The sequence below is a fragment of the Pseudoalteromonas sp. G4 genome, assembly GCF_028875915.1.
In the GTDB taxonomy this organism is placed as follows: Bacteria; Pseudomonadota; Gammaproteobacteria; order Enterobacterales; family Alteromonadaceae; genus Pseudoalteromonas.
The window spans coordinates 1-15,594 of record NZ_JAPEHW010000023.1 but is presented as its reverse complement, the minus strand read 5'-3'; the positions used below and the strand labels follow the sequence as shown (position 1 = coordinate 15,594).

At 41.0% G+C, this 15,594-nt stretch carries 11 protein-coding genes; 7 read left to right on the top strand and 4 right to left on the bottom strand.

Annotation, left to right across the window (positions count from 1 at the left end; genetic code table 11):
• Nucleotides 1–153 precede the first annotated feature (153 nt).
• Nucleotides 154–2,145, bottom strand: coding sequence for a transketolase (gene tkt / locus ON073_RS09025; RefSeq protein WP_274761559.1), 1,992 nt, complete (start codon nucleotides 2,143–2,145; stop codon nucleotides 154–156).
• Nucleotides 2,146–2,482: 337 nt separating this feature from the next.
• Here tkt and metK point away from each other — a divergent pair, with 337 nt between their 5' ends.
• The 3 genes from metK (at nucleotide 2,483) to ON073_RS09010 (ending at nucleotide 5,488) form a co-directional block, all read left to right on the top strand.
• Nucleotides 2,483–3,670 carry a methionine adenosyltransferase gene (metK, locus tag ON073_RS09020; RefSeq protein ID WP_274761558.1) on the top strand — a complete coding sequence of 396 codons (1,188 nt, stop codon included), beginning with the start codon at nucleotides 2,483–2,485 and terminating at the stop codon, nucleotides 3,668–3,670.
• 111 nt (nucleotides 3,671–3,781) lie between these two features.
• Nucleotides 3,782–4,726 (top strand): hypothetical protein, encoded by a 945-nt coding sequence (locus ON073_RS09015; protein ID WP_274761557.1) that lies wholly within the window; start codon nucleotides 3,782–3,784, stop codon nucleotides 4,724–4,726.
• Nucleotides 4,727–4,783: 57 nt separating this feature from the next.
• Complete coding sequence (locus ON073_RS09010; RefSeq protein WP_274761556.1) at nucleotides 4,784–5,488, top strand: hypothetical protein; 705 nt, start codon at nucleotides 4,784–4,786, stop codon at nucleotides 5,486–5,488.
• A 12-nt stretch (nucleotides 5,489–5,500) separates the two neighbouring features.
• Here the strand turns inward: ON073_RS09010 and ON073_RS09005 are convergent, their stop codons facing one another.
• Nucleotides 5,501–6,106 (bottom strand): START domain-containing protein, encoded by a 606-nt coding sequence (locus ON073_RS09005; RefSeq protein ID WP_274761555.1) that lies wholly within the window; start codon nucleotides 6,104–6,106, stop codon nucleotides 5,501–5,503.
• Nucleotide 6,107: 1 nt separating this feature from the next.
• Nucleotides 6,108–7,628 (bottom strand): CYTH and CHAD domain-containing protein, encoded by a 1,521-nt coding sequence (locus tag ON073_RS09000; protein WP_274761554.1) that lies wholly within the window; start codon nucleotides 7,626–7,628, stop codon nucleotides 6,108–6,110.
• Between the two features lie 217 nt (nucleotides 7,629–7,845).
• On the opposite strand from ON073_RS09000, the gene ON073_RS08995 reads away from it, so the two are divergent.
• Nucleotides 7,846–8,490, top strand: a complete 645-nt coding sequence (locus ON073_RS08995) for a TIGR04211 family SH3 domain-containing protein (RefSeq protein ID WP_274761553.1) — start codon at nucleotides 7,846–7,848, stop codon at nucleotides 8,488–8,490.
• A 38-nt stretch (nucleotides 8,491–8,528) separates the two neighbouring features.
• Here ON073_RS08995 and ON073_RS08990 read toward each other — a convergent pair whose 3' ends face one another.
• Complete coding sequence (locus ON073_RS08990) at nucleotides 8,529–9,017, bottom strand: winged helix-turn-helix transcriptional regulator (RefSeq protein ID WP_274761552.1); 489 nt, start codon at nucleotides 9,015–9,017, stop codon at nucleotides 8,529–8,531.
• A gap of 143 nt (nucleotides 9,018–9,160) precedes the next feature.
• Between ON073_RS08990 and putA the strand changes: the two genes are divergently transcribed.
• The 3 genes from putA to ON073_RS08975 all read left to right on the top strand — a co-directional run bounded on the left by putA (nucleotide 9,161) and on the right by ON073_RS08975 (nucleotide 15,484).
• Nucleotides 9,161–12,961, top strand: coding sequence for a bifunctional proline dehydrogenase/L-glutamate gamma-semialdehyde dehydrogenase PutA (putA, locus tag ON073_RS08985; RefSeq protein WP_274761551.1), 3,801 nt, complete (start codon nucleotides 9,161–9,163; stop codon nucleotides 12,959–12,961).
• A gap of 147 nt (nucleotides 12,962–13,108) precedes the next feature.
• Complete coding sequence (locus ON073_RS08980; RefSeq protein ID WP_274761550.1) at nucleotides 13,109–14,308, top strand: HD-GYP domain-containing protein; 1,200 nt, start codon at nucleotides 13,109–13,111, stop codon at nucleotides 14,306–14,308.
• Between the two features lie 6 nt (nucleotides 14,309–14,314).
• Entirely contained in the window at nucleotides 14,315–15,484 is a 1,170-nt protein-coding gene (locus ON073_RS08975) for an HD-GYP domain-containing protein (protein ID WP_274761549.1), read from the top strand.
• Nucleotides 15,485–15,594 lie beyond the last annotated feature (110 nt).

Sequence of the window (15,594 nt, the reverse complement as noted above, 5' to 3'; positions counted from 1 at the left end):
AGTTGCTTAAATTTTAGCAAGAGGACTGCTTTGGGGAGTTTGATCTAAATCAGTTTTTATAATTAAGAATCGTTATCAAAGAGGAATCTATTGCGCTAGATCAAAAAAGCGATGCATTTGCATCGCTTTTGATTATTATAGCTTTTTTTGCAATTATACGAGCTGGTTTGCTTTCGCTACGATATTTTCAACCGTAAAACCGAAGTGCTTAAATAGCTCATTTGCAGGCGCTGACTCACCAAATGTTGTCATACCTACAACTGCACCATTTAGACCAACGTACTTGTACCAGTAATCTTCAATGCCCGCTTCTACTGCAACACGCTTAGTTACTGCACTTGGCAGTACAGACTCTTTATAAGCCGCATCTTGTGCATCAAATAAATCAGTTGACGGCATAGAAACAACACGTACTTTTTTACCTTGAGCGCGAAGTTCAGCTGCTGCTTGCATTGAAAGCTCAACTTCAGAACCTGTTGCAATAAGAATAATCTCAGGCTCACCATCACAGCTTAATACGTAACCACCTTTACGTACATTCGCTAATTGCTCAGCTGTACGCGCTTGTTGTTGTAAGCCCTGACGAGTAAATACAAGTGATGTTGGGCCATCTTTACGTTCAATAGCATCTTGCCATGCAATTGCAGACTCAACTTGGTCACATGGGCGCCAGTTAACTAGGTTTGGCGTTAAACGCATGCTTGCTAGCTGCTCAACTGGTTGGTGCGTAGGACCATCTTCGCCTAGACCGATTGAATCGTGGGTGTACACAAAAATTGAAGGTTGCTTCATAAGCGCCGCCATACGTACTGCGTTACGCGCATATTCCATAAACATTAAGAACGTAGCACCGTAAGGAATAAAGCCTTTATGCAGCGCAATGCCATTCATAATTGCCGACATACCAAATTCACGCACACCGTAGAAGATGTAGTTACCTGATGCGTCGTTTGCTGTTAAGCCTTTTGAACCTTCCCAAAGTGTAAGGTTTGAGCCTGCAAGGTCAGCAGAACCGCCCATAAACTCAGGTAGCATAGGGCCAAATGCGTTTAGCGCATTTTGTGATGCTTTACGTGTCGCTGGGTTTTCAGGGTTTGCCTGAAGGCCTTCAATATAAGCTTGTGACTTTTCAGCCCAATCTGCTGGTAACTCACCTTTTTGACGACGTTCAAATTCTGCCGCTAGTTCAGGAAAAGCCACCTTATACGCATCAAACTTTTCAGTCCAAGATGCTTCTTTAGCAGTACCCGCTTCAACTGCATTCCAATCAGCATAAATATCAGCTGGGATATCAAATGCACCGTGCTCCCAGTTTAAGAATTCACGTGCAGCTTGAATTTCAGCATCACCTAATGGTGCACCGTGACAGTCGTGGCTGCCTGATTTATTTGGTGAACCGTAACCAATGACTGTTTTACAACAGATTAATGTTGGCTTGCCAGTTTCAGCACGCGCTTCATCGATAGCTGCGCGAATAGCTTCGCTATCGTGGCCATCTACATTACGTACAACATGCCAACCGTAAGATTCAAAACGTGCCGCTGTATCGTCAGTGAACCAACCTTCTACTTCACCATCGATTGAAATACCGTTGTCATCCCAAAACGCAACTAGCTTACCTAAACCTAAAGTGCCTGCTAGCGAACACGCTTCGTGAGAGATACCTTCCATAAGGCAACCATCACCAAGGAAACAGTAAGTGAAGTGATCAACAATATCGTGACCTTCACGGTTAAACTGGTGCGCAAGGGCTTTTTCAGCAATTGCCATACCGACTGCGTTAGTAATGCCTTGACCTAATGGACCAGTCGTTGTTTCAACACCCGGTGCATAACCGTATTCAGGGTGACCCGGTGTTTTAGAGTGCATTTGACGGAAGTTTTTAATTTCCTCAATTGGAAGATCATAGCCAGATAAATGCAGTAAAGAATAAATTAGCATTGAGCCGTGACCGTTTGACAGAATAAATCGGTCGCGATCAGCCCAATCAGGGTTTGCTGGATTATGGTTTAAATAGTCGCGCCATAGCACTTCAGCAATGTCTGCCATACCCATAGGGGCACCTGGGTGGCCAGACTTGGCCTGTTGCACTGCGTCCATAGATAGAACGCGAATAGCATTTGCTAGTTCTTTACGTGACGGCATGGATTTTCCTACCTCATTATTTGTTTGCTGTCATAATTTGGATACATTGGCCAATAAATACTGATTTATTTAAGTACGCATTGGTCAATGTACCCACGCAGCTCTATTCTTACCTATTAGCACACGCGGAGCAATGGAAAACCGTCTATAATCTAGCTTCTTTATGCACAAAACAGCCTAGTATCGGTGAAGAAATTTCACTTTTAATTTTTTTTAGACGTCTAGGCGTAAAGTTATTGTTTGCTGCGTCGATATTCGATAGAATACTCGACCATTTAATTTAACCTGCGCAAATCCTTGTGGCAACGCGCATTTTTTGTGAGTGAGTAGAAATACCATGGCAAGAACTTTATTTACTTCTGAGTCAGTATCTGAGGGTCATCCGGATAAAATCGCTGACCAAATTTCTGATGCGGTTTTAGACGCAATTATCACACAAGATAAACATGCGCGTGTTGCCTGTGAAACAATGGTTAAAACAGGTGTTGCAATTATCTCTGGTGAAATTTCAACAGATGCATGGGTAGACCTTGAGTCAATCACACGTAAAGTAATCACAGATATCGGTTACACATCATCTGACGTAGGTTTTGACGGTGACACATGTGGCATCATGAACCTAATTGGTCAACAATCACCTGAAATTGCACAAGGTGTTGACCGCACTAAGCCTGAAGAGCAAGGTGCTGGTGACCAAGGTTTAATGTTTGGTTACGCTACGAATGAAACACCAACATTAATGCCTGCTCCTCTTTACTACTCTCATTTACTTGTAGAGCGTCAAGCAGAAGCGCGTAAATCAGGTATTCTTCCTTGGTTACGTCCTGATGCAAAATCTCAGGTAACCTTTGTTTATGAAGACGGTAAGCCTGTTGCAATTGATGCGGTTGTACTATCTACTCAGCACAACCCAGACATCGAGCAAGACGCATTAGTAGATGCTGTAATGGAAAACATTATTAAGCACACGCTACCTGCTGAGCTTTTAACTGAAGACACTAAATACTTTATTAACCCAACTGGTCGTTTCGTAATCGGTGGCCCTGTTGGTGACTGTGGTCTTACAGGTCGTAAAATCATCGTAGATACATACGGTGGTATGGCACGTCACGGTGGTGGTGCATTCTCTGGTAAAGATCCATCAAAAGTTGACCGCTCTGCGGCATACGCGGGTCGTTATGTTGCTAAGAACATTGTTGCAGCTGGCCTTGCTGATAAGTGTGAAATCCAAGTTTCTTACGCTATCGGTGTTGCTGAGCCAACGTCAATCACAGTTGATACATTCGGCACAGGCAAAATCTCTGAAGAGAAATTAGTAGAGCTAGTACGTGAGCACTTCGACTTACGTCCTTACGGTATCACTAAGATGCTTGACCTACTTCACCCAATGTACCAAATGACTGCAGCATATGGTCACTTCGGTCGTGAGCCGTTCGAAATGACAGTAGGTGAAGATACATTCACAGCATTTAGCTGGGAAAAAACAGACAAAGCAGACGCTCTTCGCGCCGCTGCTGGTTTATAATAACCGTCTGATTGAGAAAAAGCGCCACTGGCGCTTTTTTTATGCCTAAAATTCAGTAAGTTGCTATGATAACCGCTCTAACAAGTGATAAAGAAACTACACGGTGAAGTTATGTACCTTTCAATCAAACATTACCCTGAAATAACAAACCATAGTGACCAAGACAGAATAGCGCGCCTTGCCAAACCTTACCTCACTACCCCAGCAATTGTTTACGTTGTCCATTGTGTCGTCTTTCTAGCCCTCATCATGATAGACATAGCCAGTGTGCAACAACTACATCCTTTTATTCTAAAAACAGGTTTGTTTATTATTTATATGATGGTTATGTATTTAACTGGTGTTAATACATGGCAACGTAGCCAGTTTTTAATGCATCTTGATAAAATAAAGGCAAAATCAGAACAATCTGATATCGCTCTTGCACAATCATCTTTATTTAATTATTGGCAAGATTATCAAGTAGCTAAAACCTTTATCGTAACAGCACCTAGTTATTCACGGATGCATACTTTTGAGTTTGGTTACTTAAGCCTCAGTGAAAATGGTGAAAAAGCGATGATCCGTGTATTAGAAGACGAAAACTTGGCGTCAAGTCAACTTAAAATAGCGGTTTTAAATGAACAAGTAATCCCTGCGGTAATTACAGAAAATACAAACGTCGTTTTAACTATAGCGGAGCAACCAATAAATGGCTCCATTAGCAAGATTAACCAAATAGCAAAACGTAAAATAACCACAAATCAATTATCAATTAACTTCACAGAAAAGTTACTGGTGGTAGAATTTGAACAATCGCCACATGAACTCTCACTGATATCAAGCGTAACAAACCCGCAAACCAAGCAATCCTATCAACTAAAACTCGTTGCCGTAGACAATCAAAATTTTGTGGTATATGAAATCCTCGATGAGGATATCTCACGTCCGCTAATGAGTGCAGATTTAATCATTTTTGAAAACGATAAAAAACAACGCGCCCATGTGCTCGGGTTTTCAGAGCTCGCTTCACATTTTGGCAATCACTATCCACTGAGTGGTGGTGAAATTCGCTGATTAGACTTTCCACCACAAATTGAGTATAAAAACATCTTCTAAACAAGGAGTACTTTGATGAGTAAAGGGTATGTAGTTGCGTTTGTACTTGGCGCATTGAGCTTTTTTGTTGTTTCAACGTTTTTTCATTCCGAGCATCTACAGCAAAGTACACAAACACTAGAACACACTCTCAAAAATAGTGAAAAATCAATTAACCAAGGGTTTTCGCAAACCCAACAACCATTAGAAAGCGCGTTGAAAAACACAACAAAATCCTTAGAAAACACCCTAAGTACACTTTCTAAATCAGCGCTTATTGAAAAGGTAATATTGCTAGAAGATCAACTTGCTGCCACAACTCAAAAACAAGAGCAGCTTATTGAAGAAGTTACACAACAATCGCAAAATTTAATAAAACAAAAAGTTGCTGAGCTAGAGCAACAAATGCAACAACAAATTGACACTTTGCTAAATGAGGGCAGTGACGGCTTTAATTTAGCTTTGCAGTTTGAACAACAAACACGTGATGATAACTGGGCTGAAAACAGCGAAGCGTTACTGAGCGATTTTTTTAGCACTCACGACTTTATAGATGATGTAAAACTTAATAACATTAAATGCCGCACCAGCATATGCCAAGTAAATTATGAATTTGCTGATAATTTTGAATCATCACATCTTTTTACACATCGTTTGTCTCAATTTATAACTAAGCACAACTTCGGCTCAAGCCAGTCACAAGAGAACAATGGCATCGTTAATATGCATATTGCGAAGTAGTTAATATTTGACCTAGGCTGTTTTAACGCAGGAATATAACTTAAGCCGCTCTCTCATTTTTTTGAAGGTATTAAACACGTTTGATTTAGCGACAGAATTGCCTAGCCAGTGAGGAATTTTACCTGCAGGATCCGCAAACGCTTGGTACTCAATCGAAATTGAATTTTGACTACGTTGATTAATCACCCAACTCGCTTCAACATGCTCAATACGAATGTAATTATCTTGTATTGGGTAAACATTCGGTGCAGCTTGAATGCCTATTTGCGTTTGCGAATTAGAAGTTCGAAATATACGTGAATACGTCACCATATCACGGTTTTTAATCGGCCAAGGCGCATTAAACCTCGTATGTACTATATGTTCATCGGGTGATGGTGATTCAAGTACCGTAACGCTTTGCACATTACTTAGCCATTTATCCGCATGTTGGGTATCAAATAATAATGACTCAAAGGATGCTAAGCATCCTTCGGTTAAAGTGGTGGCTTTTAGTTTAAGCAGTCCGTTTGGTAATGCTTGCTGATAAACTTCAATCCCTTGTTTGTTTTTAACTTGCTGCCATTCTAATGCGCTCAGCTGAGAGCAAAAAAATAGCAGCAACAGCAACGTACGCATATTATTGCCAGTAGGGCTCCAATTTTTGACTTGCAAGACGGCTGTGTTCCATTGCCGCAAGTAACCCATCATTTTTCTGTGCTAACCACAGTAAAATACTTTTAAATCGCTCTGGCTCTTGCTGAGATTCACACAATTGTTTCAAGTAATCATAAGTCGCAAGTTCATCCATGCCATGAATTATATCAAGCCAAGGGCCTCTAAAATCATCGCGCAGCGAACCTTCAAATAGCTGGCCTAAGCAACAGCCACTCAATAGATTGCGATGTAATTTCTGACGTTTTTCAATATAGTTCTCAGCGCTTACCACATCATGAGGTAATAAATGCTGCATTTCTTGCCAATCATTTTCAAACAATTGCGCTGCAATCTCTTTAACTGGCTTACTGGCCGCGACAATCTGCTCTTGCCCCCACCCGTCACGCCAACGCTTTTCAATCAGAAACCGCGTTAAATCCAAAATCAGCTGGTTATAACGAGGGCTGTGAAATATTGCTTTTAAGTTTTTACGAGATGGTTGCTCTGCCTTTAGGTTATCGATAACTTGCTCAAGCTCTGGTGCCGCTGAAATACGCTTATGAAAGGCATGCTTTTTGGACGTAAACATACGTAACTGAATTGCAGTCTCGACCCAAGAAAAAGTTTCCAATAACCACTTTAGTTCTTTACGCAATGACTTAGTAACTTGTTTATCGGCTACCTCTTCAAATAACCAAAAGCTATGTCGAATTAGACTCACCCCATCCACAATACGTTTTAAGGTTTTGAGTTTAGGCGCATCGATGTAACATTGTTCGTGTTTTTGCACAAACTCAATACCATACTGCAAACACTTCTCAAGTGCTTGCTCTTGCGTTGCTGTTTCATCAAGTTGCACATAACCTAAAAAGGTATCCGCAACTAATGGGGCATCGTCTGCTAAACGGTAACCACGCGCGGCTTTACTATACAAACCTAAACGCACTTCACTGCAACTTATTAGCTTGTTTGCTAGTTCAAAAAGCTCGCTTCTATCCCCGCTAATTAATTCCATTTCAACTTCACAAATCGGCACACTTTGCCCTGAAGCTGAAATATCCCCTTTATCCAATACCAATTCTATTTCAGTGCCTGATTCTGTTTCCAATAACCAAGTACGGCGAATAAAATTAGTATTAAAAATTGAAAATAGATTTTCACTAATCGCATTTGGCTCAATACCCGCTGGCCAAATAGCACTGTCGAATAACGAAATATTGGGGCGCGAACTATTAATAGGCAAATTGTATTCTGGGCGTTGATGAAAGCCTCCTACCACTTTGCCTGCTAGTTTTATCGTTTGTTCACACTCACCATCAACACAACGCGTACGCAAACCAATATCAAGCGCTCTTAGCTCTCGACTTGGTGTGTCAAAGTAGGCGTTTTGTAAATTACGTGAAGCTTTATTACTGACTTTTTTTGAAAACTGAGTAATCAGTGCTGGCAGTTGAGAAATAACTTGTTCTGAAACTAAAAATTTCAGCTCTATTTCAGTATCCATTAGCTGGAGGATTGACCTATTTTATTAGCAAAGCCTAAGTAAAACTAAATCTGCGTTTAAATGCAACCTTTTACGTCACCACTTGTAAACAACAACTTAATTATTAGAAGACCAAAGCATCGCGCGCAATTGCCTTTCTCGACTTGCTATTAGACTGCTAAATCCATACTATGAAGCCTTACATACTGGACAACAACAATTAAAACAGGATCTTCCCATGTTTAAATCGATTGCTGGGTTTCTTTTATTAGCAAGTTTAAGCACAGCCATCCAAGCCGAAACGACATCTGAAAACGAACCGGCTACCGAAGTACTTGAAGTGCAAACTTCAGAGACATCAACTTCTTCAACTGCTTATATTACAGATAACTTATTTGTTTATATGCACTCTGGTCCGGGCAAGAATTATCGTATTCTTGGTTCTGTGCAAGCAGGCACTGAGTTACAACTACTCGATGAGAATAAAGAATCAGGTTACAGCCAAGTAAAAGACAGCCGCGGTCGCACTGGCTGGATTGATAAACGTAATATCAGCAAGCGCCCTGGTTTAGCACAACAAAACGCTAAATTAAAAAGTCAATTGTCCGAGCTACAAGCTGAACTAAACTCAGCACAGCGTGATATGCCCTTATTACGCCAATCAACGAATGAACTAGAAGTTAAAAACCGTGAGTTAAGCGCTGAAATTGAAAACTTAAACTCGCAAATTGAAAGTTCGCGTAATCAAAAACAACAAGCTTCTGACAAACAGCAAAAACAGCTACTGATTTATGGTGGTGGCATTGCATTTATCGGGATTTTACTAGGCATTATTATCACCATCGTATTATCACGCCGCAAGCGTTACGACGGTTGGGCATAAACGCCAAATCAAACAAAGCGCTGATATCAGCGCTTTTTTTATTCGTCTATTTTAACTGCTAACCCGTTATCTTGTTTAACATGTTCAATCACCATGTAAGTCCGATTGGTACCTACTCCTGGAATATCAACAATTTTACCAAGCACCTCTCGATATTCGATCATATCGCCTACACGTATTTTTAATAGGTAATCGTAACCACCTGCAACCATATCGCATGACACCACTTGATCAATACGCATAATATGCTGTTTAAAAATATCAAATGCCGCTTCGGTTGATTCTTTTAATGTTACCTCAACGTGGGCCACCACATTTTGTTTTAACTTTGTCGCATTTAAACGGGCACCATAACCTTCAATGTAGCCATCATCTTCAAGCTTTTTAACTCTTTCAAGACATGGGCTCGGGCTTAAATTAACTTGTTTCGCTAAATTTACGTTAGAAATTCGGCCATTTCTTTGTAAAGCATCTAAAATTGCTAAATCGATTCGATCGAGCACACGTGTTTTGATAGAGGTGGTCATACAGAATATTATTTGGCATCTTTTGAACAATTCCCTGTAAATTACCGGATATAGCCAAAATACGCCAGCACATTCTGCTGAAAAGAATTTACACTACGCCCCTATTTTATAAATTTAACCTATTTTATTTTGAGGGTTTCTTTATGCTTTACAATGGTGACTTAACTACCAAATGTCCGATCCGTCAGCAGATCCGTGACTTTTACCGTATTGATGAAGACCAAGTTATTGACCATATTCTGCCGCTTGCAGAAGTGGGTGTAAGCGCACGTAGTCGTGCATGGGAACGTGCACGCCAAATGGTATTAAATATTCGTAACGATCAAGAAGGTCAAGGTGGTGTTGACGCATTACTTAACGAATACTCATTGTCTTCTGAAGAAGGCGTGGTGTTAATGTGTCTTGCTGAAGCATTGTTACGTGTTCCAGATAAAGAAACTCAAGATAGCCTTATTCGCGATAAACTAGCGAACGGTGACTGGAGCTCTCACTTAGGTAATAGCGACTCTCTATTTGTAAATGCATCAAGCTGGGGTCTTCTTTTAACCGGTAAGATGGTTAACTATGCTGACAAAAATAAAGAAGACCAATTTGGTTTATTAAAGCGCACTATGGGTCGTATTGGTGAACCAGCGATTCGTAAATCAGTACAATATGCCATGAAGATCATGGGTAAGCAGTTTGTAATGGGTACTACCATTGAAGAAGCTGTTGAGCGTGCAAAAGATAAAGAAGCCAAAGGCTATGCATATTCTTACGATATGTTAGGTGAAGGCGCGCGCACCATGGAAGATGCTGAACGTTATTTCAATAGCTACAAAATGGCAATTCATGTTATTGGTAAAGCAGCTAATGGCCGTGGTCCAATTAAGAGCCCGGGCATTTCAGTAAAACTTTCAGCTATTCACCCACGTTACGAGTTCACACACCGCGAGCGTGTAATGGAAGAGCTAGTACCAAAACTAAAAGAGCTAGCGCTAACAGCAAAGCAATACGACATTAACTTTACAGTTGATGCGGAAGAAGCTGACCGTTTAGATATCTCACTCGATATTATTGAAGCTGTATTCTCAGATGATGCTTTAGGTAACTGGGCTGGTTTCGGTCTGGCGGTTCAGGCATACCAAAAGCGCGCTATCTTTGTAATTGATTGGCTAGAAGCGCTTTGTCGTCGTGTAAACCGTAAGATGATGGTTCGCCTTGTAAAAGGTGCTTACTGGGATACCGAAGTAAAACTTTCACAAGCAGATGGCTTAGAAGACTACCCAGTATTTACTCGTAAAGCGACAACTGACGTTTCTTACAAAGCATGTGCAATTAAACTAATGAAAGCACGTGATGTGATTTTCCCGCAATTCGCAACACACAACGCATACTCTGCTGCCACTATTTTAGAACTGGCTGATGGTAACTACTCTAACTTCGAATTCCAGCGTCTACACGGTATGGGTGAGTCGCTTTATGACCAAGTTGTAACTGAAGATCGCGTTCAATGCCGTGTTTATGCACCAGTTGGTCACCATGAAGACTTACTTGCTTACTTAGTGCGTCGTTTACTTGAAAACGGTGCTAACTCGTCGTTCGTAAACGCGATTGTAGATGAGTCGCAACCAGTAGAGTCTCTACTTGAAGATCCAGTTGAAAAAATTCAGCGCGTACGCAACAAGCGCAACCCGCAAATAGTATTACCAAAAGATTTATACGGTAGCGAGCGTCAAAACTCAAAAGGGTTAGATTTAACCAACATCAACCATATCACACCATTTAAGGCAAACTTAGATAAGTGGGTTGCTGAAAACCTAATGACCCATGCGGATGTGCCTGAAGGCCATGAAGCGGTTATTAACCCTGCTAATCACGCAGAAGTGCTTGGTTCTATTCGTCACCAAGACGAAACAGAAATGAAAGCGTTAGTAGATACAGCCGAAGCCGCTTTCCAATCTTGGTCACAAACACCGGTTGCTGAGCGCGCTGACATTTTACGTCGCACTGCAGACATTTTAGAGCGTCACCGTGATGAACTAATCGCGCTTTGTATTAAAGAAGCAGGTAAAGTTGCACAAGACGGCGTTGATGAAGTACGTGAAGCAGTAGATTTCTGTCGTTACTACGCAGCACGCGCCGAAGAACTTGCAGCTGATAGCCGTTTCTCACCTCGTGGTGTGATTTTATGTATCAGCCCGTGGAACTTCCCGCTTGCGATTTTCCTAGGCCAAGTAGCTGCAGCTATCGCTACAGGTAACTCAGTAATTGCAAAACCAGCAGAGCAAACATCACTTGTTGCACTTCGTACCATTGATTTAATGCGCGAAGTTGGTTTACCAGAAAACGTAGTTCAACCTGTTATTGCACGCGGTAGCAAAGTTGGTCAGGTAATTATTCCTGACCAGCGTGTACAAGCGGTAATGTTTACAGGTTCAACTGAAACAGGCACGCGCATTGCACAAACGCTTGCAGAACGTGGCGGCGACCAAGTACCTCTAATTGCAGAAACAGGCGGTCAAAACTGTATGATCGTTGACTCAACTGCACTTCCAGAGCAAGTGGTTGACGATGTTGTTTCTTCAGGTTTCCAATCGGCAGGTCAGCGTTGTTCTGCGCTACGTGTACTATTCGTACAAGAAGAAATCGCAGATAAAGTAATTAAGATGATCAAAGGTGCAATGAAAGAATTGCATGTTGGTGACCCTGCCTACTTATCAACAGATGTTGGCCCTGTAATTGATCAAAAAGCACTTGATGCGCTTAACGAGCACGTTGAGTACTTAAAAGATAAAGCGACACTTCATTTTGAATGTCCAATTCCGGCAGATAATGAAGATGGTCACTTCTTCTTTGCGCCACGCTTATATGAAATCAGTGACTTATCAGTACTAACGAAAGAAGTATTTGGTCCGTGCGTACACGTAATCCGCTTCAAAGGTACTGAAATTGATAATGTTATCAACCAAGTAAACAGCACAGGTTTCGGTTTAACTATGGGTATTCATACCCGTATCGAAGAGCGCGCAGAGTACCTAGCGAAACAATCTCGTGCAGGTAACATTTACGTAAACCGTAATATGATCGGTGCAGTAGTAGGTGTGCAACCATTTGGTGGTCGCGGCCTATCAGGTACTGGTCCTAAAGCAGGTGGTCCAACTTACTTAACACGCCTAGTAAAAGAAAATGCTGCACCTGAAAACGTTCAAGCAACCAATATCAATCTTGATGGTGAAGTAATTGCAGATGACAACCACGCAGTTGAACGCGTTAATCAGCTTATGGTTAACTCAATTCGTGATGAAAAAACATGGCGAACAACTAGCTTAAACGACCGTATTTCAGTATGTCGTCAAATGCTTGCTAAAATCGCGCAAGTTGAAATTATGGATAAACTTGCTGACGACTTAACACAAACAATTGCGGACGCGAGAAGTCAGTTAGACCGTATTGAAAAACGTTTAGCAAAAGGCACTGTACTGCCAGGTCCTACAGGTGAATCAAATACAATTTACCTAGAGCCACGTGGTTGTGTTGTTTGTTACGCTGATAAAGATACCTCGTTTAACTTCTGGGTACTTTCTATCGTAACGGCAATTGCAGCAGGTAATACGGTAATTACTGTTGTTTCTGATTTATTCCACGAAGAAGCGTTAGCATTCCGCGAAAAGCTGATTGCATGTGGTGTTGCAGAAGGTGTACTACAAGTTGCTAAGCTATCTGAGCTAAACGCAACACTTGCTCACCCGCATGTTGCAGGTGCGGTAATTGGCAGTGGTTGTGAGCGTAAAGCGTTAGTGAACGAAAAACTAGCGGCACGTTCTGGTGCAATTTTACCAGTAATCAGTGCTCAGTATTACGACACGCTAATCAACCGTCTCGTTACTGAAAAGACAGTGAGCATTGATACCACAGCATCTGGTGGTAACACGTCACTTATGACATTAACCGACGCAGACTAATTTGAAGTTCTGACCCGATATTCGGGTTGTTAAGCAAAAATAAAAGGGCGAAGTTTTACTTCTGCCCTTTTCTTTTATATTCAACTTAATTTTCATCACTTTATTTGCTAGTTTTAAGGGTAATGAAAAATAATTAATGTGCTGCCAATGTTAAAAACCATTTTAGTATCTGAGCTTGTACCAGGCATGTTTGTACAAGGTGTTGTAAAGCAACAAGGTAGTGTCAAAGTAAAGACCGAAGGCTGGGTAAGGACACAAGCTGCAATCGACAAACTTGTGCAATCTGGCATTTTAGAGGTTTCAGTCGATCCTGATAAATTTATCGATTTAGCCGCAGAAAAAAAAGCGACTACAGAAACAAAACCAGTGCCAACTGCAAAGTTTGATCCGACAAAAACTACTGCTAGTTTTTCAAGCGAAGCTAACAAAGCTAAAAAACTTTACAGCGAAGCAAAACAGCTTCAATCAAAAGCATTTGATGATATTCGCGCTGGCCGCAAGATTGATGTAGAGCCTTTTAAACAAGTTGCAAACGGCTTTATTGATTCGGTGTTCCGCAATCAAGATGCCCTTGCCTGCATGACGCGCATTCGAGAAAAAGACGCTTATTTACTTGAACATTCAATCAATGTTTCGGTACTTATGAGTATTTTTGCAAAGCATATGGGATTTGACCGAGACATTATTCATGAGCTTGCCACCGGTGCGTTATTGCATGATATTGGTAAAATTAAAGTCCCAGATGAAATCCTCAATAAGCCCGGAAAGTTAACTGATGAGGAATTTGATGAAATCAAACGACATGCGCTTTACAGTAAAGAAATTTTAGAAAATTCAGGCTTGAGCGACATTGCTATTCAAGTGGCAGGATTTCACCATGAACGTTTAGATGGAAAAGGCTATCCATTTGGCTTGAAAGACGATGAAATCAATCAATATGTGCGCATGATATCAATTGTCGATGTATATGACGCGCTTACAGCTAAGCGTGTGTACAAAGATGATATGAACCCTATTCAAGCCTTCAAAATTTTACGTGCCGGTTGCCCTAACTGTTTTGATAGCGACTTAGTTGCACGATTTATCCAGTGTATTGGTATTCACCCTGTTGGTACGTTAGTCAAACTCAAAAGTCAAAAGCTAGGCATTGTGTCACAAAGTAATTTTGAGCAACCACTTAAACCAATGGTAAAAGTCTTTTACAGTGCAAAACACCAACACTACACCGAAGTACAGGACTTAGACTTAGCCAGCAACCGCACCGACGATGAGCTGGAGTCGTCAATCAAACCTGAAGATTTTGGCATTGATTTAATTAAGTTTTTCCGCAATGCCTTTTTTGATTAAGAAGAAATGACTCCTGATAAAAACGGTAAAATCCGCATTCCTATTACCAAGTTGGAAGTAGGTGATTTTGTGGAAGAAGTAACAAAACAGCTTGGTGATGTAAAGATTGTACAAACAGGTATTGTACGTAATTACTTTGCATTACAAGCGCTTAAGAAAAAAGGCGTTATTGAGGTTTTAGTCGATACTGCACGGTCAAATAAAAGTGAAGAAGTAGAAACAACGACTGCAATAAAAAAAATAAAAATTGAAAGCCAAATTGAAGCTGCACTCCACTGGCAAGACAAAGCACTCAGCCTAATGGAAGACACTCTTGCTCGTGCCAAAGCGCACTTGCCGATCGATTTATTTAGTTTAGAAAAGCTCGCAATTGATGCATTAGCGCTTACTAAACAACATAAAGATGTTTTAGGTTTAGCAGTGCGCTGCAAGATGTCCAATAACTTGCTGGCGAGCCATTTGATTCGTATTGCTGTGAGCTTGGCACAGTTTTGTCAAAGCCATAACTATCAACCCCAAGTTAATCAAAGCTTAGTACTTGCAGGATTACTGTCGCGCCTTGGTTACCAGTTGCTGCCAAACAAGCTTCGTTTACCAAATGAAAAATTAGCGGTTATTGAACAGCGTCAAAAACAACAGCATATTGCCCAGCTGCTCAAACTTCTCTCACTTAGTGGGCAACCTAGTCCACAGGTATTGCGCCTGCTTGCAGAGCAAAATGAATTACTTGATGGTACAGGCTATCCTCATCAATTAGACATAGATAAGCTAAATTCCGCACAACGGATTTTAAGTATTGCGATTACGTTTGATAGTTTGGTATTTGGTTTTGATCATACTAAATCGCTCGGCAGTACAGCGGCCTTTAGAGAGCTTATGGATCGTTCGCCTGCCCATTTCGACCCCGATTTACTACAACAGTTTATTCAAACAGTGGGTCTATATCCTGCGGGCACCTTAGTAAAATTAGCCTCTGGTAGAATCGCTTTAGTTATTGAAAACCAAACACAACTCACCAAACCAAGAGTAAAGGTGTTCTACAATGGCGAGTTTAATCACCATGTGGCGGTGCGCATTATTAACTTAGCTGAATCAGACGATAGTATTGAAGGTACCGCCAAAGCACAGCGGTACGACTTAAATATTTCGGACTTAGTTACCGAAGACGGTATCTAAAATTTTACCAATAGCATTAATTAGCGGGTCATTTATTGCGACAGAAAAATGGCTCATAAACAAGGCTTATAATTCGACATGTAGTTGTTCTACTTTAGAATTTTAAAACG

What these genes read in the sequence shown, in the direction of transcription:
- tkt (WP_274761559.1), bottom strand. Translation starts at nt 2,145, where the DNA reads ATGCCGTCACGTAAAGAACTAGCAAATGCTATTCGCGTTCTATCTATG.
- metK (WP_274761558.1), top strand. Translation starts at nt 2,483, where the DNA reads ATGGCAAGAACTTTATTTACTTCTGAGTCAGTATCTGAGGGTCATCCG.
- ON073_RS09015 (WP_274761557.1), top strand. Translation starts at nt 3,782, where the DNA reads ATGTACCTTTCAATCAAACATTACCCTGAAATAACAAACCATAGTGAC.
- ON073_RS09010 (WP_274761556.1), top strand. Translation starts at nt 4,784, where the DNA reads ATGAGTAAAGGGTATGTAGTTGCGTTTGTACTTGGCGCATTGAGCTTT.
- ON073_RS09005 (WP_274761555.1), bottom strand. Translation starts at nt 6,106, where the DNA reads ATGCGTACGTTGCTGTTGCTGCTATTTTTTTGCTCTCAGCTGAGCGCA.
- ON073_RS09000 (WP_274761554.1), bottom strand. Translation starts at nt 7,628, where the DNA reads ATGGATACTGAAATAGAGCTGAAATTTTTAGTTTCAGAACAAGTTATT.
- ON073_RS08995 (WP_274761553.1), top strand. Translation starts at nt 7,846, where the DNA reads ATGTTTAAATCGATTGCTGGGTTTCTTTTATTAGCAAGTTTAAGCACA.
- ON073_RS08990 (WP_274761552.1), bottom strand. Translation starts at nt 9,017, where the DNA reads ATGACCACCTCTATCAAAACACGTGTGCTCGATCGAATCGATTTAGCA.
- putA (WP_274761551.1), top strand. Translation starts at nt 9,161, where the DNA reads ATGCTTTACAATGGTGACTTAACTACCAAATGTCCGATCCGTCAGCAG.
- ON073_RS08980 (WP_274761550.1), top strand. Translation starts at nt 13,109, where the DNA reads ATGTTAAAAACCATTTTAGTATCTGAGCTTGTACCAGGCATGTTTGTA.
- ON073_RS08975 (WP_274761549.1), top strand. Translation starts at nt 14,315, where the DNA reads ATGACTCCTGATAAAAACGGTAAAATCCGCATTCCTATTACCAAGTTG.